Raw genomic sequence first — 18,895 nt, forward strand, 5'->3', positions numbered from 1 at the left:
TCACGGACATCCGCATTGCATTGGCACCGGGATCATGGCGCAGCTCGTTTTCTTTTCCTCTCGCTCGGGCAATACGGCGAAATTCGTCGCCCGGCTTGGGATGGACGCGCTGCGGATCCCGGTTTCCGCTGATGAGCCGATGCCAATGCCCGATCAGCCTTATGTGCTGATAACGCCAAGCTACGCAGACGGTGAAGGGCGCGGTGCCGTGCATCCCCAGATCGTCCGCTTCCTGAACGATCCCGCCCGCAGGGCGCTGATCCGCGGCGTGATCGCCAGCGGAAATCGTAATTTTGGACAGTTTTTCGCGCTTGCCGGCCGCCGCGTCGCTGACAAGCTGAACGTGCCGCTGCTGTATCGTTTTGAGCTGGCAGGCAATGACGAAGATATCGCCCTTGTTACCCAAGGGCTTAACCGATTCTGGAGAGAGACATGCTTGATGACCGCCTGAACCGTCCAAAGCCAGAGGCAAAGGACTATCACGCGCTGAACGCGATGCTGAACCTGTATGATGATGCGGGCCAGATCCAGTTCGACGCGGACCGGAAGGCGGCGCGACAGTACTTCCTGCAGCATGTGAACCAGAACACGGTTTTCTTCCACAGCCTTGACGAAAAGCTGGGCTACCTGGTGGACGAAGGCTATTACGACGCGGCTGTGCTGGACCAGTATTCGAAGAACTTCCAGCGCAAGATCTGGGATGAGGCCTTTGCGCTGAAATTCCGCTTCCCGACCTTCCTGGGTGCGTTCAAATATTACACCTCCTACACGCTGAAAACATGGGATGGCGAACGCTTCCTTGAGCGGTACGAGGATCGCGTCGTCATGGTCGCGCTGACGCTGGCACGCGGGGATGAGGCATTGGCGCTTCGGTTGATGGAGGAAATCATTGCCGGCCGTTTCCAGCCTGCGACGCCGACCTTCCTGAACGCTGGCAAAAGGGCGCGGGGCGAGTTCGTATCCTGCTTCCTGCTGCGGATCGAAGACAATATGGAATCCATCGGGCGTTCCATCAATTCGGCGCTGCAACTGTCGAAGCGTGGCGGTGGCGTGGCGCTGATGCTGACCAATATCCGTGAACATGGCGCGCCGATCAAAGGTATCGCCAACCAGTCATCCGGTGTGATCCCGGTCATGAAGCTTCTTGAAGACAGCTTCAGCTATGCCAACCAGCTTGGCGCTCGGCAGGGTGCGGGTGCTGTTTACCTTAACGCCCACCACCCGGATATTCTGCGCTTCCTCGATACCAAGCGCGAGAACGCGGATGAGAAGATCCGCATCAAGACGCTAAGCCTTGGCGTGGTGATCCCGGACATCACGTTCGAACTCGCGAAGAAGAATGAGGATATGTACCTCTTCTCGCCCCATGATGTGCAGAAGGTTTACGGCGTGCCGTTCTCGGATATTTCGGTGAGCGAGAAATATCATGAGATGGTCGACAACTCTGCCATCCGCAAAAAGAAGATCAACGCCCGCGCGTTCTTCCAGACGATTGCCGAAATCCAGTTCGAATCCGGCTATCCCTATATCATGTTCGAGGACACGGTTAACGCAGCGAACCCGATTGCAGGGCGCATCGCCATGTCGAACCTGTGCAGCGAGATTCTGCAGGTGAACACGGCGTCGGAATTCAATGACGACCTGTCCTATGCGCAGATGGGTACGGATATTTCCTGCAACCTCGGCTCTTTGAACATTGCGAAGGCGATGGATAGCGGCGATCTGGCTGGCACCGTTGGCACGGCGATCCGTGCGCTGAACGCGGTTTCTGAAATGTCCGCCATCGACAGCGTTCCGTCCATCCGCAAGGGCAATGACGAAGGCCATGCGATCGGGCTGGGCCAGATGAACCTGCATGGCTATCTGGCGCGGGAGCGTATCCATTACGGCAGCCCCGAAGGGATAGACTTTACCAATATCTATTTCGCGACCGTGCTGTATCACGCCCTGCGCGAATCCAACGCGCTTGCGAAAGAGCGTGGCAAAAGCTTCGCCGGCTTCGAAGAATCGAAATACGCCAACGGCACCTTCTTCGATAAATATGTCGATCGCGACTGGCTGCCGGAAACCGACCGCGTGAAGGAATTGTTCGCTGAAGCCGGGATCGAGGTTCCCACCCGCGCAGAATGGGAAGCGCTGCGCGACGCGGTCATGACCGATGGGCTGTATAACCGCAACCTTCAGGCGGTGCCGCCGACAGGCTCGATCAGCTATATCAACTATGCCACGTCTTCGATCCACCCGATCACGGCAAAGATCGAGGTCCGCAAGGAAGGCAAGATCGGCCGCGTCTATTACCCCGCGCCCTACATGACGAACGACAATCTGGAGTTCTATCGCGACGCCTACGAAATCGGCCCCGAGGCGATCATCGACACCTACGCCGCCGCAACCCAGCATGTCGATCAGGGCCTTTCGCTGACCCTGTTCTTCCCCGCCGATGCCACGACGCGCGACATTAACCGCGCCCAGATCTACGCTTGGAAAAAGGGCATCAAGACCATCTATTACATCCGCCTGCGTCAAGCGGCCCTTGAGGGGACCGAAGTCGAAGGCTGCGTTTCCTGCACGCTGTGAAGGATCAGAAACCAATGAAAGATGCCATCAATACTGCCCGCGCCGTTCCCGCCGCAGTCAACTGGAACCGTCTTCAGGACGACAAGGATCTGGAGATCTGGAACCGGCTGACAGCCAATTTCTGGCTGCCGGAAAAGGTGCCGCTGTCGAACGACATTCAAAGCTGGTCGCAGCTGAAAGAGTCCGAGCAGAAGCTGACAATCCGTGTTTTCACCGGGCTGACGCTGCTTGACACGATCCAGAACACGGTCGGCGCGCCGTCCTTGCTGCCCGACGCCATCACCCCGCATGAAGAGGCGGTGCTGACCAATATCTCTTTCATGGAGGCGGTTCACGCACGCAGCTATTCTTCGGTCTTCTCGACGCTGTGTCAGACCTCCGAAGTGGACGAGGCCTTCCGCTGGTCGTCCGAGAATGAGCATCTGCAGGCGAAATCGCGGCTGATTCTGGATGAATATAACAGCACCGATCACCCGCTGAAAAAGAAGATCGCCAGCGTGTTTCTGGAAAGCTTCCTGTTCTATTCCGGCTTCTATCTGCCGATGCACTGGTCTAGCCGTGCGCGCCTGACCAACACCGCCGACCTGATCCGCCTGATCATCCGGGATGAGGCAATCCACGGCTATTACATCGGCTATAAATTCCAGCGTGGGCTGGAGCAGATTACCGAAGCCGAACGGGCAGAGCTGAAAGATTTCGCCTTCGCGCTGCTGTTCGACCTTTATGATATCGAAACCAAATATACCGAATCCCTTTATGATCCGGTAAACCTGACCGAGGACGTGAAGACGTTCCTGCATTACAACGCCAACAAGGCCCTGCAAAACCTGGGCTATGAGGCGCTGTTCCCGCCGGAAGCCTGCAAGGTTTCGCCTGCGATCCTTGCCGCGCTGTCACCGAACTCGGACGAAAACCACGACTTCTTCTCTGGCTCCGGCTCCAGCTATGTCATCGGCAAGGCGGTCGCGACCGAGGATGAAGACTGGGATTTTTGATAGGAGAATTAAGAAATTAGGGGGCCCGAAATAAATCGAGCCCCCTTAAGAAATCTGTATCGTGCATGAGGGGCTCGACGATGCTGAGCCGATCAGTAGCAACCACAGTCCCTACACAAGACTGAATCTTAGGTCGCTCTTGCTGATTTGGCAATATACGCCCCGCCGAAGGAAAGGCTTCGATGGCGAGAAAATCTGCCACGACAAAGATTGGCCGCAGTGCCAAAACTGGTCGCTTCACAACAGTTAAGACTGCTCAAAAGAAGAAGAGCACTCATATCGTTGAGACGATAAAGAAAAAGTAAGTTCTGGTGAACTTACATTGCAACATTGGGGAGGGCGCGCAGTTGTGCGCCCTTTTCCACATCAATGAAGGCTCGCAATTTCAGCCGTCGACCCGCGCCAGTTCCCAATCTTCGCTCAACTCTGCCCCGGCACGGCTGCGGGCGCGCTTCGCCTCTCGCTCGGCGGCTTCGCGGTCGCCGAAGCGAGCGACGGCGCCAAGGCAATCCTGCAAGGTTTCCTGAACCTCGACCAGCCCGGCGCCATCACGGGCGATGGGTGCGAAGAAAACCGAATAGACATTGGCCACATTCAGCGGCGGCGCAAAGATCAGGTCGCAGGTGACCTCGTCCTGCTTATCGCTGCGCTCATGCAGGGTTTCCAGCACGCGGGTGCCGGCCCGCAGCACCTCTATCGCGGTGCCGGGGTCGTTGATGCCGGGCGACAGCGCTTTGCTTGCGACCTCGCTCAGCACGGTCATGCCATAGGTCAGATCCTGATCGAAGCTGCGCGATTCCCCCAGGGAAAAGGCGCGGCGCAGGCCGATGGTCACATCTTCGGCCACCGGGCCGGTGAGGCGCAACAATGCCTCGCCCCGATGCACATATTTGCCGGGCATCCGCAGGATTTCGACCTTGATGCCCGCATGGCTGGCGATGGCTTGCAGGTCCTCTACATCAACATACCGGACATAGCCGGATTGATCGGATGAGACCAGCGGCAGCCCGTCGGGCAGGGCATCGGCCTGCGGGCGCGCCCCAAGGGCAGGGCGGTCGCGGTATTTTCGGGCCGAGGGTTTCGCGGCATCCTCGATCCTCTCGATAATATCGCTCATCCGGCCGAATTCGTTCAGGTGGTTCACCCAACGGACAAGCGCCCAGGCGATAAGGGCAATATCGCCAAGCGTTGCGACGAACAGCAGAACCCGCGCCTTGTCGGGATACAGCCCCGCTGACAGGCCGATGATGCCGACAATGCTGAACAGGAAAGATCCGATGAAGATCGACACCGCTGTCTGGGCGGTGTGATCCTCTTCCAACAGGCGGGTGGCGCGGGGGGTGGCGTTCGAGGTGGCAGAGCCATATGCGCCGACGATGATCGACATGGAAAATGTCGTGACCGCCAGCATGGACGAGGCGATGATGTTCAGCAGCGATCCGACCGATCCGGATGCAAGGTCGATCTTCGGGATGTACGGCAGCCAAGGCCCGACAAACGGCGCGGCGAGCGCCAGTACAATGCCCGCAAGGCTGTAGAGGATCACCCGCACCCACATCTTGCGCAACTGCTCTCGCAGCCGCATCACCCATCCTGTGTCCAGCCAGCTTGTCATGCGCTTCCTTCGTTCAAGGTCGGGGCATGTTTGCCAGATTGCTCCGGCGCGTCAATGTGGGGTTGGATGACACCCTATATCACGTTGGAGTTAATTTTTAAAACCAACAAAGGGTGGATTGCGCCCGAAGCCGAGCCTTCCGATACATCAGCCGAGACAGACCAGATGCCCCGAAGCGCGAAGCACCACCGGAATGCCGAGGTCGTTCGGGCAGTCATTCGAACCGATGGCATTCCTGCCCTCACTTCGGGGCGAGGCGCGTTCGAATGCCACCCATGCCTCGACCACAGACCCGGACGCGCGGCTCGACAGGAAATCCCCCGGCACCGAACGCGCCAATATGCAGCGCGTTCGAGTGACGCAGCCGTAATGCAGGGACAGCATTCCGGATCCGGGACTATTTCAGCGGGCTGTTAAAGCGTTGCCTGACACTCTGCTTTCAGAAAGCGGGCAATGCGCGGATCATCAGCGTAGCCCACATTCAGCCGAAGATAGCCGTCTTCCGTTCCCGTCCCGTCCGGATAAAAGATTGCGCCGGGTGCAAGAAAAATATCCTGCTCTGCCGCCCTTCGGGCCAGATCGCGGTCGCTCATGCCCTTTGGCAGTTGCAACCACGCATAATAACCGCCAGCCGGATCGACGCTGACCTGCAGGCCGAGATCGCGCACCCAGCCAGTCAGCACCCCCGCGCTTTGCATGATACGTCGTCTCAACCGCCCCAGATGCCTGCGATAGGCACCGTCCGCCATGACGGCGTTCACCACACGCTCGGTATGGCCGCAGCTATTGACGACGGTCAGCATCTTGATGGCCTGAAGCGGCTTCATCAACCGCTCAGGCCCGGCGACATATCCAACGCGCAGGGTGGCCGAAAGGGTTTTGGCGAAGCTTCCAACCAACAGCACACGTTGCGAACCATCCAACGCCGCAAGGCGCGGTGCCGTTGGCGGCAGGAGATCGCCGAAAATGTCATCCTCGATGATGGTCAGACCATTCGCTTCTGCAACACGCAGGATTTGATGTGCCGTTGGCAGATCCAGCGAGCCGCCCGTAGGATTATGCGCCAGTGACTGGGTGAAAAACACCCTCGCACCGCTGGACGCGGCCGCCGTCTCCAGATGATCGGGATCAGGTCCGCGAGGTCCGCGCATGACCGGAACCATACGCGCACCCATCAGCTTCAGTTTGGCGTAAAGCGGATAGTAACCTGGGCTTTCAACCAGTACCGGATCGCCCGGCCTGATCAACTGGCGGATGATCAGGTCAAAGGCATGGTTTCCGCCAAAGGTCAGAACGATATTTGCCGGATCGACTGTGATCGCTCGTTCGGCCAGCATCCCCGCCAGGCGTTCCCTCATCGGCTCATAACCGGCCGGATCGTCGTAATGCTGCCCCGATTTCCCACCGTGGCCTGCCATGGCTTGCCGCAAATGACGTATGCCCACTGCACCGTCGATCCATGCGGACGGGGGGCGACCCTCTCCTATCCGCGTGCGGAACCGACGCTCCAACTGTTCGGTCAGCAATGTCGCAGCGTCTACGGCCTCTTGCAGATGCGGTCGCTCTGGGATCGCGGGGGCGGCGTGTTGCTGACGGATATAAAAGCCCGAACCGGGCCTCGCCTCCACCACACCGCGTGCAACCAAACGGTCGTAAGCTTCGACCATCGTATTCTTTGACACGCCGAACTGAACCATCGCCTTGCGCAGCGAAGGCAGCCGCGAACCGACAGACAGACTGCCCGCGCTGACCCTCGCCTCAATCTCTGCGGCAACCTTTCCGGCAAGTGTGTTGTCATCGCGGGTGATCAAACTGTGCCCCTGTTTTTTCTGGTACGGCCTGCGCAAGTTTCCACTCAACTGTACCTTGATGCAAGGATACGATTTCGACTGAATAGCACGACGACGCGTATTGGGGAGGAGAGACCATGACGTATCCGGCCAACGCTACAAATTCGCGCATCGAAAACATGCGCGCCATGACCCCGGCAGAGCGTCTGGCAGCTGTTGCGGATGCGGCGGGCCTTTCCCCCGACGACCGAAACCGGTTGGAAGCGGCGAATGCGCTGCCGCTGCAAACCGCTGACGGCATGATCGAAAATGTCATCGGACGGCTGGAAATTCCATTGGGCGTCGCAACGAATTTTACCATCAATGGCGTCGACCGCCTGATTCCGATGGCGGTCGAGGAACCCTCTGTCGTGGCCGCTGCCAGCTACATGGCGCGAATCGCGCGTGACTGTGGCGGGTTCCATGCCTCGACCACGGACCCGATCATGCGGGCACAGGTACAGATACTGGATGTCAAAGACCCGCATGGCGCCCGACAGCGCATTCTTGCCGCCCGCGAAGAGCTGGTCGAGTCCGCGAATGGCCGCGACAAGGTGCTGGTCAGCTTGGGCGGCGGCTGTCGCGACATAGAGGTGCATATTTTTGAGGAAAGCCCGCGCGGCCCGATGGTTGTCGCACATCTTCTGGTTGATGTGCGCGATGCGATGGGTGCCAATACGGTCAACACGATGGCGGAATATCTGGCCCCACGGCTGGCCGAACTGGCAGAAGGCACGTCGCGGTTGCGTATATTGTCGAACCTCGCCGACCGCAGGCTGGCCCGCGCCTGGGTGCGCATCACGCCAGAGGCGCTGACGACGAAGAACCTTCAGGGCGCTGATGTCATCGAAGGTATTCTGGACGCGCAGGCGCTCGCAGTTGTCGACCCCTATCGCGCTGCAACCCACAACAAAGGCATCATGAACGGCATAGACCCGGTTATCGTCGCCACCGGCAATGACTGGCGTGCGATTGAAGCCGGGGCACATGCCTGGGCCGCACGCAGCGGGCGCTATACCTCGCTGACCAACTGGGAAAAGGACGGCGCGGGCAATCTTGTCGGATCGCTTGAGATGCCGATGGCCGTCGGCATTGTCGGCGGTGCAACCAAAACGCATCCACTGGCGGCAACGGCGCTGCGTCTGGCGGGCGTCACTTCCGCACCAGAGCTGGCCGAGATTGCTGTTGTCGTCGGCCTTGCCCAGAATATGGCGGCGCTGCGCGCATTGGCGACAGAGGGCATCCAACGTGGCCATATGGCGCTTCACGCCCGCAACATTGCGATTGTCGCCGGGGCCGAGGGCGCCGAAGTCGATGAAATCGCACGCCAGCTTGCCGCAGATCACGACGTGCGCGTCGAGCGGGCGAAGGAATTGCTAGACCATATGCGCAAGTAACACACTTTTCAGACGAATCATCTAGAGGGAGGAACTCATGACCATTCGCTTTACCCGTCGCGGCTTCGTGGCTGCCGGCCTTGGCACCGTTGCCGCTTCAAGCCTTGCCGCGCCTGCGCTTTCGCAGGGCGCTGACAAGGTCAACTGGCGCATGCAAGCGCTGTGGGACGGTGGCACCACGCCGCAGGAATACGAAGAAATGTTCGTTAAGCTTGTTGGCGAAAAGACCGGCGGCGCATTCGAAATCAACCTGTTCTCTGCCGGGCAGATCGTCCCCCCGGCAGAAGCGTTTGATGCGGTGCGGGGCGGCGCGTTCGAGCTGATGAAAACCTTTGACGGCTATACCGCTGGTAAAATCCCGGCCCACGCCTTCACCGCGACGATCCCCTTCGGCTATCTGAAGGCAGAAGATTACAGCGCATGGTTCTATGACCACGGCGGCATCGACATGGCACGCGAAGCCTACAGCCCTGCCGGCCTGCATTACATTGCACCGCAGGTCTACGATCAGGAACCGATCCACTCCACCGTCGAAATCCGCTCGCTCGCCGATCTGAGCGGCAATAAGGGTCGCTTTACAGGTCTGGCCTCAACGGTGATGAGCGGATTTGGCGTTGCCGTATCTCCACTGCCGACGGCAGAAGTATATTCGGCGCTCGACAAGGGGCTGATCGATATTGCCGACCGGGGCGATCTGCAAGCCAATCTGGATGCAGGTCTGGCCGAGGTGGCGAAATTCATCATCCTGCCCGGCGTCCACCAGCCGACCACCGCCACCAGCTATGTCGCCAATACCCGTGCCCACGATGCGCTGCCCGATGACTTCAAGACAGCATTGGCAGAGGCCGCGAAAGAGGTTTCGGACGCCTATCAGGAAAATAAGAACCAAACCGATGCATCGGCACTGGAAGCCTTCCAGGCGGCTGGTGTCGAAGTGATTGAGCTTTCGGGCGACGAAGTGACAGAGGGTCGCGTCAAGGCGGCAGATATGTGGAGAGAGGCGACGAAGGACGACCCGCTTGCCGTGAAGATCCTCGATTCTCAGATGGCGCAAATGCGCGAACTGGGTCTGCTGTCCTAAGCCGTGACAGAGGGATATCCAAACCTCCCGGCGCCGGTCGCAGCCTATGTAAAAGCTGTGACCGGACTGAACCGGGTTCTGTTCCGCATCGCCGGGCTGGCGATGCTGGTGATCGTGCCGCTAATGCTGTTCGCGGTTCTGATGCGCTATCTGCTGAATGCGCCTTCGCCCTGGGCGATGGAGCTGGCACTGATGATCTTCGGGCCGTATTTCCTGCTGGGCGGGCCGTATCTTCTTCATACGCGCGGCCATGTGAACATGGACCTGATCGAGCGAAGCGCGTCGCCCTGCCTGCGTCGGATATTCCAGTTGCTGAACTATCCGATCATTATCGCTTTCTGTTTTATCCTGCTTTTCTACGCAGTCCCGTTTGCGCAGGACAGCATCGCCTATCGCGAAACCTCTTTCTCAACATGGAACCCGCAGATCTGGCCCGTCAAACTGGCCATCCCGATAGCGCTTCTGCTCATGGGCCTGCAAGCAGTGGCCGAATGGCTGCGCGTCATCTTCGGTGATCCGACAGCGCTGATCCGCCATGAACACGATCCAGAGGAGATGGTCTGATGTCACCGACGCTGATCCTTGTCCTCATGTTTGGCGGGTTGACCGCATTCCTGCTGACCGGCCTGCCCGTCGCCTTCGTGCTTGGTGGATTGTCGGTGCTGTTCACCGTTCTGTTCTGGGACGCGAATGCACTGGTGCTGATGATCCTTCAGATCTTCGACACCATGAAGTCAGAGGCATTGCTGGGCATACCACTTTACATTTTCATGGCTGTCCTGCTGCAAAGATCAGGTGTGATCGGCGATCTCTACCGCGCGATGGAGCTTTGGTTCGGCCGCCTTCGCGGCGGGTTGGCGATTGGCACGGTCGTTATCTGTATCCTGATGGCCGCGATGACCGGCGTCGTAGGTGCGGCGGTCACGGCGATGGGTATGCTTGCCCTGCCCGAAATGTTGCGGCGCGGTTACGCGCCGGGATTGGCGACCGGCACGATCTGCGCATCGGGGACGTTGGGCATCCTGATCCCCCCATCCGTGCTGACCATCGTCTATTCTGTGACAGCACAGGTCAGCATCGGTAAGATGCTGATTGCGGGCATTGTCCCCGGCCTTTTGCTGGGCGGGCTTTACATCCTGTATATCGCGATCATCTGCCGCATTCGTCCCGATATGGCACCTCTGCGCGATGATGCACCCACGGCCACGCGGGCAGAGAAGCTGGCTTCGCTGACCACGCTGATCCTGCCGGCGCTGATCATCGTCATGGTCCTCGGCTCTATCTTCTTCGGCATTGCGACCCCGACAGAGGCGGCAGCGGTAGGCGTCGCTGGCGCAGCCCTTGCTGCAGCGCTGCGCGGTACGCTGAAATGGCCGACGATCAGTGCCGCCTGCACCGAAACCATGACCGCCACGGCCATGATCCTGTGGATCACATTGGGCGCAAAGGCCTATGTGGCGATATTCACCGGCCTTGGCGGCGCAGATACGCTGCTAAACCTGATCGAAGGGATGAACGTTAACCGCTATGTCATTCTCGCGGTGATGATGGTCCTGCTGGTTTTCCTTGGCACCGTTCTGGACGAAATCGGGATCATCCTGCTGACCGTCCCGGTTTTCATGCCCATCGTGCAGCATCTGGGCTTTGATCCGATCTGGTTCGGCGTGCTGTTCGCGCTGACCATTCAGATGGGATATATCAGCCCGCCCTTCGGCTATACGCTGTTTTATATCAAAAGCACGCTGCCGCCGAATATCGGTATGGGCACGGTCTATCGCGGCATCCTGCCCTTCTTCCTGCTGCAATTCCTTGGCCTGCTGATCTGCACGGCCTTCCCGGGGCTGATGACATATCTGCCCAGCCTGATGGGCGGATGAACAAAAGGCCGCGCGGGTCTTCCCGACGCGCGGCCCTTGCCCGCTAAGTCGGACGGTTTATCAGACCCAGTCCCAGGGCCGGGTAAACACACCCAGCTTTTCTTTCACTGCGGCCTCGTTAACATTGTCGCCACGCGCGATTTTCGCGACCAGTCCACGCTTCTTGTCTTCGACAACCTCAACAACGCTGGCATCCGTTCCCTCAAGAGCCGCGTCATATATCCGTTTGATTGCCAGCCTTCGCAGGTCGGGCTTGAAGATCTTTCCGACAGCGGTCTTCGGAAGCTCGTCCAGAATTTCCAGATACTTTGGCACCGCTGCGCGTTCATGGATACGATCTCGCGCATGTTCCAGAAGCGCGTCAAGTGAGACCTGGGCATCCGCGACCAGTTCGACATAAGCGCAGGGCAACTCTCCGGCGCGGGCATCTGGCTGGCCGATGGCCCCGGCAAAGGCAACCGCCGGGTGCGACAGCAGCGCATCTTCGATCTCTGCCGGGTCGAGATTGTGGCCCCCACGGATGATCAGATCCTTTGCGCGGCCCGTAATCCAAAGATATCCATCGGCGTCCAATCGGCCCAGATCGCCGGTCCGCAGAAAACGATCCTCGGCGAACAGGTCATGGTTTTTGTCAGACTCGGTATAGGTCGAGCCTTCGAAAACGCCGGGATTCGCAACGCAGATTTCGCCAACCTCATCGGTGCCGCATTCGTGGAATCCATCGGGCGTCTTTTTCAGAATGCGAACATGCGTATAGGGCAGGGGCAGCCCGACCGAGCCGACTTTCTTTTCGCCATCGACCGGATTGCATGACACCAGACAGGTCGCCTCTGTCAGACCATAGCCTTCTGCGATCTCCACACCGGTCGCCGCCTTGAAGCGGTTGTAAAGCTCTATCGGCAGCGGGGCAGACCCCGATATCGCGGTCCGCAGCGACGATACATCGGCATCAACCTTGCGCTGCATCAGCGCAGAAATCGCGGTCGGAACGGTGATCAGGAATGTCACCTGCCACCGCTCGATCAGCTTCCAGAAATTGTCGAAGACGCCGTCGCCGCGATAACCGGCTGGCGTCGGCATGACCATATGCGCGCCCGAAGCAATACAGCTCATCAGAATGGGGTAGGCTGCGAAAACGTGGAACAGCGGCAGGGGACAGATCAACACATCGGTTTCATCGAACAGGAGAGAGCCGCCGAGGAAACCGTTATAGATCATGCCCGAATATTTATGCTGTGCGATCTTGGGCAGGCCGGTGGTGCCGCCAGTGTGGAAATAGGCCGCCACGCGATCTTTCTTCGGGTCTTCGAAATCCAGCCTGTTATGGTTCTCGGCAGAGGTCGCGGCCTCAAAATCATGGACCTTTGCGTGATGCTTCGCCGTCACCTTGGGGCGTGCAAGCGGCACGATGAACTTCTTTATGCCGGTCAGGTGGCGGTTCAGATCAATCTCTATCAGGTGCTTTACGTTCGGGGCGTTCGCGACCGCCTCTGCAGCCTTCTGGGCTACATCCGTTTTGGGGAACGCCTTCAAAGTCACCAGAACCTTGGCGTTCGTGGAGCGGAGGATACCGGCGATATGGTCTGCCTCCAGCAAGGGGTTTATCGGGTTAACGATCCCGGCCGTTGCGCCCGCCAGCAACACAACCGGCGTCTCGATCGAATTCGGCAGCAGATAGGCCACGGTATCGTCAGGCCCGACGCCAAGCTTGCGGAACAGGTTTGCCGTTTCGGTGACACGTTCACGCAATTCCCGCCAGTTCAGCGTCTTTGCGTGATCACGAGGGCCGGAAAGCAGCTGGAAAGAAACCGCTGGTCGATCGGGAAAGCGTTCGGCGGTCCGGCTGAGAAACTCGTAGATCGTGCGTGCGTTATCGCGTGCTTCATAGGGCATCTGCTGTTCAACCGCATCGCGGTCGGCAACGCTGCCGAAGCGGCAAGATTTGTTCATATTCCCCCCATTTCTCCGACCGCTGTTGGCCGCATCATTTGGCGATAACAATGGGACAGAATCGAAGCACGGGGCAAGCCCGAGGGCCGCCCCGTGTCATGAGGACGCAACGTCATCGACGCGGCGTCAATTCCCTTGTCTTACTGCGGGATGCGCAGGGTCTGACCCGGATAGATCTTGTCAGGGTCCGACAGCATCGGCTGGTTGGCCTTGAAGATATCGTTATAGCGGTTGGCATCGCCCAGATATTTCTTGGCAATGGCCGACAGGGTTTCACCCTTTTCAACCGTGTGGAACACCGGTTCTGGCGCGCTGTCACCCGCCGGCATGGCCGACGTGCCCGAGGACGATGCCCGGCCCGGCTGCTTCGGCACATCGGCCTCAACCCGGGCGATTCCTTTGATGTTACCCACCGCAAGGATAAGCTTTTCCATCGTTTCGCGATCGGCACCCTTGGACTCGACTTTCACCGTGTCGCCGCGCAGGGTCAGGTGAACATCGTCGGACCCAAGGCCAAGCTTCTTGACCTCATCGGTCAGTGCCTTGACCTTACGGTCGGTCTCGGCCTTTTCGGCGGCCTTGTCATCAGCCGGTGCTTTCGCCTCGGATGCCTCGGCAGAGCCAAAGACCGATTTGCCCGAATCTTTTACGAAATCCCAGAAAGCCATAGGCTTATCCTTTCAGTTTTGCTTCGCGCCCTTAACGCAGTTGGTGCCACGCGGTTCCCCCGCTGGCGCATTGGCGACGATTAGGGTACCGCTGACGCCAGAACCATATCAGGAAATCGTCATGTATACCGTCACTGTTCTTGCCGCACCCTCGCGCGCCGATCTGACTGTCGAGCGTGTGGACGCCTTGCGTGATCTGCTGGGGGGACAGCATACGATCTGGCTGGCAGATGGCATCGCGGCAGAGTTCCCGACGGAGGCTCTGCCCGAGGACACCGCTGCCATTGAAGATGACACGCGCCTGTCCGGATTCGATCTGGTGATCCAGCCGACCGAGGGACGACGCAAGGCAATCCTGCTGGCCGACATGGATTCAACGATGATCGAACAGGAATGCATTGATGAACTGGCCGCCGAAGCCGGTGTTGGCGAGCGCGTGGCAAGCATCACGGCGCGCGCCATGAATGGAGAGCTTAATTTCCACGAAGCATTGATAGAGCGCGTTGGCCTGCTGTCCGGGCTGTCCGAAGATGTGATCACAAAAGTTCTGAACGAAAGGATTACGCTGGCGCCGGGCGGACGAGAGCTTGTCGCCACCATGCGCGCGCAGGGCGCCTATACGGCGCTTGTATCTGGTGGATTTACCGCATTCACCAGCCGGATCGCAAAACTTCTGGGCTTTGACGAACATCGCGCAAATACGCTTCTGTCAGATGAAGGTGTTTTGACCGGCCATGTCAGCCTGCCAGTGCTGGGGCGCGAGGCAAAGGTCGAGGCGTTGGAAGAGATTGCTGTCGCACGCGGATTTACGCCCGCAGACGCCATGGCGGTCGGCGATGGCGCAAACGATCTGGGGATGATCCAGCTGGCAGGTACAGGGGTGGCGCTTCATGCCAAGCCGGTCGTTGCAGCTCAGGCCGGTGTGCGGATCGACCACGCAGACCTTACGGCGCTGCTTTACATTCAAGGGTATGGGCGGGAAGAGTTTGTCGATAGCTGGGCACCGGAGCGAGCCTGATCCGGTCCCGCGAATGCCGCCGGATTATTCATCAGCCAAGACAGCTTGCACTAGGCAAACCGGGCCTGCACCGAAATTACGGATGTCAGTGTAGCTGTATCAGTCGATCAACCGCCGGATCAGGCTGATCGTCAATGCCGCCTACGCTCGAACCGAGGGACTTTTATGCTAAGCATTTCGGGTTTGAGCCCGCGTTTGAGACGAGCCTGTTCTTCTATCTGACCGGCCTCGGCGCGCGCGCAACATTGGTCTTCATGCATGTCGACGACGCATCCCTTCCGCCGGGACCAGAGGCGTTTGGCGGCGAAGCGATGCTGTTAGAGACGCGCTGAATGCACGGCTGATATTGGTACTGGTGAACCGTATCGGCGATATGGAAGTTGAGGGAGGCGTAGGACGCGGCGCGGGAATATGGCACCGTTTGTAACTTGGGACCGCATCCGAAATGTTGGAGGAGTTAACTCCGATGGGACGCGATGGAAGTTGTCCCAAGCGGAAGCAATTGTTCACATTGAGCGCAAGGGTTGGACCTTTTTCGTCCGCTCTGGCGGGAAGCGGGTTGATTGTATCTTTGCGGTCAGCCGGACCGGCAACAAGTATATCAAGACAAAGACCGATGGGGAGGCACGAAACAAACTTCTCTGCCTTCCCGAATGTCTCGGAATAAAAAACAGCCCGCCGATCGGCGGGCTGTTTCTATCTCATAACCGAACCGGTCACAGCGTCCGTTCGACCTCTTCACGCTCGAAGATCTCGATGACGTCGCTTTCGCGGATGTCGTCGTAGTTCTCAAACGCCATGCCGCATTCCTGGCCGGACTGGACTTCCTTGACCTCGTCCTTGTGGCGCTTGAGCGTTTTCAGCGTGCCTTCGTGGATCACCACGTTGTCGCGCAGCAGGCGGACGCCGGCGGAGCGGCGGGCCACGCCTTCGGTGACCAGACAGCCGGCGACCTTGCCGACGCCGGTGACCTTGAAGACCTGCTTGATCTCGGCATAGCCGATGAAGTTCTCGCGCACTTCGGCTGACAGCAGGCCCGAGGCCGCCGCTTTGATGTCGTCCACCAGATCGTAGATGATCGAGTAATAGCGGATCTCGACACCCTTCTGGTTGGCGCTGTTGCGGGCAGGCGCATTGGCGCGGACGTTGAAGCCGATGACCGGCGCGCCCGAAGCCTCGGCCAGGCCGATATCGGATTCCGTGATCGCGCCGACGCCGTAATGCAGCACGCGGACGCGGACCTCGTCATTGCCGACCTTTTCCAATGCCTGAACAATCGCCTCGGCAGAGCCCTGCACGTCGGCCTTCACCACCACGGGCAGTTCGGCCACGTTTTCATCGGCTTTGGCCTTGGCCATCAGCTGATCCAGCGTGACCGCGGCACCGGCGGCGGCGCGTTTGTCTTTCGCGGCTTCCTCGCGGTATTCGGCGATTTCGCGGGCCTGCGCCTCTGTCTCGACCACGTTCAACACGTCGCCGGCCTCTGGCGTGCCGTTGAGACCCAGAACCTCGACCGGGACGGAGGGGCCGGCTTCTTCAACACGGTCGCCCTGATCGTTGATCAAAGCACGGACCTTACCCCACTGCTCGCCCACGACGAAGATATCGCCGCGACGCAGGGTGCCGTTCTGGACCAGAACCGTGGCGACAGGGCCGCGGCCAACATCCAGCTTCGCCTCGATCACGGCACCTTGGGCGGCACGGTCGGGGTTGGCCTTCAATTCCAGAATTTCGGCCTGAAGGGCAATGGCTTCCAGCAGTTCATCAAGGCCCTGCCCGGTCTGGGCCGAAACCTCGACATCCTGCACCTCACCCGACAGCTGTTCCACAATGACTTCGTGCTGCAGCAGGTCGGTGCGGACCTTTTGCGGGTCGGCATCAGGCTTGTCGATCTTGTTGATCGCCACGATCATCGGGACCTTCGCGGCCTTGGCGTGATTGATCGCCTCGACCGTCTGGGGCATGACCGCGTCGTCGGCCGCGACGACGAGCACGACGATGTCCGTCACATTCGCACCGCGCGCGCGCATCGAGGTGAAGGCCGCGTGACCGGGCGTGTCCAGGAAGGACAGAACCGCGCCGGATTCTGTCGTCACCTGATAGGCGCCGATATGCTGGGTGATACCACCAGCCTCGCCCGAGACCACGTTGGCCTTGCGGATTGCATCCAGAAGTGAGGTCTTGCCGTGGTCGACATGGCCCATGATCGTGATGATCGGCGGGCGGGATTTCAGATCCTCATCCTTGTCCTCAACCTGATCAATGACCTGTTCCACATCGGCATCGGATACGCGCACCGTCTTGTGGCCGAATTCCTCGATCACAAGTTCAGCGGTGTCGGCGTCGATGGTTTGGTTCATCGACACCATCATGCCCATGTTCATCAGCGACTTGACCACATCAGCCGCGCGTTCGGCCATACGGTTGGCGAGTTCGCTGACGACGATGGTTTCGGGAAGCTGAACGTCACGCACCTGCTTTTCGGCACGGGTCGCTTGGCCCATTGCCTTCTGCTTGGCGCGTTCCTGCTTGCGCTTCATTGCAGCCAGACTGCGCTGACGCCCGCCTTCGCCGCCTTGCAGCGCTGCGGTGACAGACAGCTTGCCCGACCGGCGGCCATCACGATCGCCGCCTTTGCCGCGCGAATCACGGTCATCGGTGCGATTGTTGTCGCGCTGATCGCGTTCCGGGCGCGCCGGACGGGATGCCACGCCTTTTGTTTCGGCGCGCGAAGCAGCGGCCTGGGCGGCTGCCGCATCGACCGGCGCATCCTTGGCGGCGGGCTTGCGGACCTCTTCTTTCTTCTGGGCGCGCAGCTTGGCTTCTTCGGCCTTGCGGGCGTCCTCTTCGGCCTTGGCCTTCAGCGCTTCTTCCCGCTCGCGGTCTTCACGCTCCTTGGCCTCGGCCTCGGCGCGGCGGCGCTCACGTTCTTCTTCGCGCGCCTTTTCTTCGGCGGCGCGGGCTTTGGCTTCTTCGGCCTCACGCGCTTTGGCAGCGGCCAAGGCCTTGAGACGACGCTCCATTTCCGCATCCGAGATCCCGGCGGGACGCTTGGACGAGGACGCGACAGCGCGGGCCGCCGCACTGTCCGACGCAGCAGAGCCGCGCGGCTTGTCGCCCGCTGCACCCGGCTTGGGCACAACGACACGCTTGCGCTTGGTTTCCACCACCACACTTTTTGTGCGGCCGTGGCTGAAGCTTTGTTTCACCTGACCGGGGCGGTTGCCGCCGAGGCCGAGGGGTTTTTTGCCGTCTGTATCGCTCATCTGCGTCTTATTCCTTCCCGGCCCGGATGGCCGATTGCCCCCGCAGGCCATTCAGCCTGCCAGCGTCCCGAATAACTTTGTCCGCGAGTCCGCCCTTCGAAAGCGCGCTGTGTATGACATGATCGCGTCCGAAAGCCAAACCCAATTCTGAAGCGGTGAGGCCGCCGAACCAGCGTGCCCCTTCTGGTGTCCAAAGCTTCCCTTTCCCGCGCTCGGACCCATCCGACGCCTGAAGAAGTACTTTCACCCGACCGGCCGCAAGCCAGTCCTTAACCTTTTCAAACCCGGCAACCGCATCGCCGGATTTTCGCGCCAGCGAGATGAGTTCAACGACACGTTTCGCCAGCCCGGTTTCAATCAATTCCAAAAGCCCCTCTGGCGGCTTCGCCGGGGCCTTCGCCCCGCGCGAGAACGCGCCTTTGGATACCGCCTTGCCGATCACGCCCTGATCGGCCGTCAGCCAGAAGCCGCGTCCCGGCAGCTTTTCCGCCAGATCGGGCACGACGATCCCGTCAGGACCCAGCACGAAACGGATCAAGCCCGCCTTCGGCTGAACCTCGCCGGTAACAAGGCAACGGCGTTCCGTGCCCTCGTGTTCCTTATCGCGCCCGCCTCGCGTCAT

General features: G+C 59.7%; 18 protein-coding genes. 12 read left to right on the forward strand and 6 right to left on the reverse strand.

Translation table 11 applies throughout. From position 1 onward, the window contains the following. Positions 1-34 precede the first annotated feature (34 nt). The 3 genes from nrdI to nrdF are packed head-to-tail and all read left to right on the forward strand — an operon-like array spanning position 35 to position 3,572. On the forward strand, positions 35-451 hold the full coding sequence (gene nrdI, locus PAF20_RS15275; protein WP_271071449.1) for a class Ib ribonucleoside-diphosphate reductase assembly flavoprotein NrdI: 417 nt from the start codon (positions 35-37) through the stop codon (positions 449-451). After that, positions 433-2,577, forward strand: a complete 2,145-nt coding sequence (gene nrdE, locus PAF20_RS15280) for a class 1b ribonucleoside-diphosphate reductase subunit alpha (RefSeq protein ID WP_271071450.1) — start codon at positions 433-435, stop codon at positions 2,575-2,577. The genes nrdI and nrdE overlap by 19 nt, the downstream gene beginning before the upstream one ends. A gap of 14 nt (positions 2,578-2,591) precedes the next feature. Beyond that, entirely contained in the window at positions 2,592-3,572 is a 981-nt protein-coding gene (nrdF, locus tag PAF20_RS15285; protein ID WP_271071451.1) for a class 1b ribonucleoside-diphosphate reductase subunit beta, read from the forward strand. Positions 3,573-3,957: 385 nt separating this feature from the next. Here nrdF and PAF20_RS15290 read toward each other — a convergent pair whose 3' ends face one another. After that, entirely contained in the window at positions 3,958-5,187 is a 1,230-nt protein-coding gene (locus PAF20_RS15290; protein ID WP_271071452.1) for a DUF2254 domain-containing protein, read from the reverse strand. 193 nt (positions 5,188-5,380) lie between these two features. Between PAF20_RS15290 and PAF20_RS15295 the strand changes: the two genes are divergently transcribed. Continuing rightward, positions 5,381-5,557 carry a hypothetical protein gene (locus PAF20_RS15295; protein ID WP_434802963.1) on the forward strand — a complete coding sequence of 59 codons (177 nt, stop codon included), beginning with the start codon at positions 5,381-5,383 and terminating at the stop codon, positions 5,555-5,557. Positions 5,558-5,600: 43 nt separating this feature from the next. Here PAF20_RS15295 and PAF20_RS15300 read toward each other — a convergent pair whose 3' ends face one another. Beyond that, complete coding sequence (locus tag PAF20_RS15300; protein ID WP_271071453.1) at positions 5,601-6,998, reverse strand: aminotransferase-like domain-containing protein; 1,398 nt, start codon at positions 6,996-6,998, stop codon at positions 5,601-5,603. Between the two features lie 116 nt (positions 6,999-7,114). Here PAF20_RS15300 and PAF20_RS15305 point away from each other — a divergent pair, with 116 nt between their 5' ends. From PAF20_RS15305 to PAF20_RS15320, 4 genes are read left to right on the forward strand one after another with little or no spacing between them, the layout of a single operon-like run. After that, a complete protein-coding gene (locus PAF20_RS15305; RefSeq protein ID WP_271071454.1) occupies positions 7,115-8,413 on the forward strand; it encodes a hydroxymethylglutaryl-CoA reductase, degradative in 1,299 nt (432 codons plus the stop codon). Positions 8,414-8,450: 37 nt separating this feature from the next. Beyond that, positions 8,451-9,494, forward strand: coding sequence for a TRAP transporter substrate-binding protein DctP (gene dctP / locus PAF20_RS15310; protein WP_271071455.1), 1,044 nt, complete (start codon positions 8,451-8,453; stop codon positions 9,492-9,494). Between the two features lie 57 nt (positions 9,495-9,551). After that, positions 9,552-10,058, forward strand: coding sequence for a TRAP transporter small permease subunit (locus tag PAF20_RS15315; protein ID WP_271071456.1), 507 nt, complete (start codon positions 9,552-9,554; stop codon positions 10,056-10,058). Further along, positions 10,058-11,371, forward strand: coding sequence for a TRAP transporter large permease (locus PAF20_RS15320; protein ID WP_271071457.1), 1,314 nt, complete (start codon positions 10,058-10,060; stop codon positions 11,369-11,371). Before PAF20_RS15315 ends, PAF20_RS15320 begins: the two co-directional genes overlap by 1 nt. A 60-nt stretch (positions 11,372-11,431) precedes the next feature. On the opposite strand, the gene PAF20_RS15325 is transcribed toward PAF20_RS15320, so the two are convergent. Both PAF20_RS15325 and lysM read right to left on the reverse strand, forming a co-directional pair. Further along, on the reverse strand, positions 11,432-13,321 hold the full coding sequence (locus PAF20_RS15325; protein ID WP_271071458.1) for an acyl-CoA synthetase: 1,890 nt from the start codon (positions 13,319-13,321) through the stop codon (positions 11,432-11,434). A gap of 140 nt (positions 13,322-13,461) precedes the next feature. Beyond that, a complete protein-coding gene (gene lysM / locus PAF20_RS15330) occupies positions 13,462-13,989 on the reverse strand; it encodes a peptidoglycan-binding protein LysM (protein ID WP_271071459.1) in 528 nt (175 codons plus the stop codon). 121 nt (positions 13,990-14,110) lie between these two features. Between lysM and serB the strand changes: the two genes are divergently transcribed. The 4 genes from serB (at position 14,111) to PAF20_RS18885 (ending at position 15,793) form a co-directional block, all read left to right on the forward strand. Next, the gene (serB, locus tag PAF20_RS15335) at positions 14,111-15,007 is read left to right on the forward strand and encodes a phosphoserine phosphatase SerB (RefSeq protein WP_271071460.1); all 897 of its coding nucleotides are present in this window, start codon (positions 14,111-14,113) and stop codon (positions 15,005-15,007) included. 134 nt (positions 15,008-15,141) lie between these two features. After that, positions 15,142-15,339, forward strand: coding sequence for a hypothetical protein (locus PAF20_RS15340; RefSeq protein WP_271071461.1), 198 nt, complete (start codon positions 15,142-15,144; stop codon positions 15,337-15,339). An 11-nt stretch (positions 15,340-15,350) separates the two neighbouring features. Further along, entirely contained in the window at positions 15,351-15,434 is an 84-nt protein-coding gene (locus tag PAF20_RS18880; RefSeq protein WP_353620621.1) for a hypothetical protein, read from the forward strand. Further along, the gene (locus PAF20_RS18885; protein WP_353620599.1) at positions 15,419-15,793 is read left to right on the forward strand and encodes a DUF3892 domain-containing protein; all 375 of its coding nucleotides are present in this window, start codon (positions 15,419-15,421) and stop codon (positions 15,791-15,793) included. Before PAF20_RS18880 ends, PAF20_RS18885 begins: the two co-directional genes overlap by 16 nt. On the opposite strand, the gene infB is transcribed toward PAF20_RS18885, so the two are convergent. Together infB and PAF20_RS15350 are read right to left on the reverse strand one after the other, a co-directional pair. Next, positions 15,724-18,273, reverse strand: a complete 2,550-nt coding sequence (infB, locus tag PAF20_RS15345) for a translation initiation factor IF-2 (RefSeq protein ID WP_271071462.1) — start codon at positions 18,271-18,273, stop codon at positions 15,724-15,726. The two genes, PAF20_RS18885 and infB, sit on opposite strands and share 70 nt — an antisense overlap. 7 nt (positions 18,274-18,280) lie before the next feature. Beyond that, the gene (locus tag PAF20_RS15350) at positions 18,281-18,895 is read right to left on the reverse strand and encodes an RNA-binding protein (RefSeq protein ID WP_271071463.1); all 615 of its coding nucleotides are present in this window, start codon (positions 18,893-18,895) and stop codon (positions 18,281-18,283) included.

The organism is Paracoccus albus, from assembly GCF_027913035.1.
GTDB classification, from domain to species: domain Bacteria; phylum Pseudomonadota; class Alphaproteobacteria; order Rhodobacterales; family Rhodobacteraceae; genus Paracoccus; species Paracoccus albus.

Coding starts and splice junctions, on each gene's coding strand:
- nrdI (WP_271071449.1), top strand. CDS start 35: ATGGCGCAGCTCGTTTTCTTTTCCTCTCGCTCGGGCAATACGGCGAAA.
- nrdE (WP_271071450.1), top strand. CDS start 433: ATGCTTGATGACCGCCTGAACCGTCCAAAGCCAGAGGCAAAGGACTAT.
- nrdF (WP_271071451.1), top strand. CDS start 2,592: ATGAAAGATGCCATCAATACTGCCCGCGCCGTTCCCGCCGCAGTCAAC.
- PAF20_RS15290 (WP_271071452.1), bottom strand. CDS start 5,187: ATGACAAGCTGGCTGGACACAGGATGGGTGATGCGGCTGCGAGAGCAG.
- PAF20_RS15295 (WP_434802963.1), top strand. CDS start 5,381: ATGCCGAGGTCGTTCGGGCAGTCATTCGAACCGATGGCATTCCTGCCC.
- PAF20_RS15305 (WP_271071454.1), top strand. CDS start 7,115: ATGACGTATCCGGCCAACGCTACAAATTCGCGCATCGAAAACATGCGC.
- dctP (WP_271071455.1), top strand. CDS start 8,451: ATGACCATTCGCTTTACCCGTCGCGGCTTCGTGGCTGCCGGCCTTGGC.
- PAF20_RS15320 (WP_271071457.1), top strand. CDS start 10,058: ATGTCACCGACGCTGATCCTTGTCCTCATGTTTGGCGGGTTGACCGCA.
- PAF20_RS15325 (WP_271071458.1), bottom strand. CDS start 13,321: ATGAACAAATCTTGCCGCTTCGGCAGCGTTGCCGACCGCGATGCGGTT.
- lysM (WP_271071459.1), bottom strand. CDS start 13,989: ATGGCTTTCTGGGATTTCGTAAAAGATTCGGGCAAATCGGTCTTTGGC.
- serB (WP_271071460.1), top strand. CDS start 14,111: ATGTATACCGTCACTGTTCTTGCCGCACCCTCGCGCGCCGATCTGACT.
- PAF20_RS15340 (WP_271071461.1), top strand. CDS start 15,142: ATGCCGCCTACGCTCGAACCGAGGGACTTTTATGCTAAGCATTTCGGG.
- PAF20_RS18885 (WP_353620599.1), top strand. CDS start 15,419: ATGGCACCGTTTGTAACTTGGGACCGCATCCGAAATGTTGGAGGAGTT.
- infB (WP_271071462.1), bottom strand. CDS start 18,273: ATGAGCGATACAGACGGCAAAAAACCCCTCGGCCTCGGCGGCAACCGC.
- PAF20_RS15350 (WP_271071463.1), bottom strand. CDS start 18,895: ATGACGCGAGGCGGGCGCGATAAGGAACACGAGGGCACGGAACGCCGT.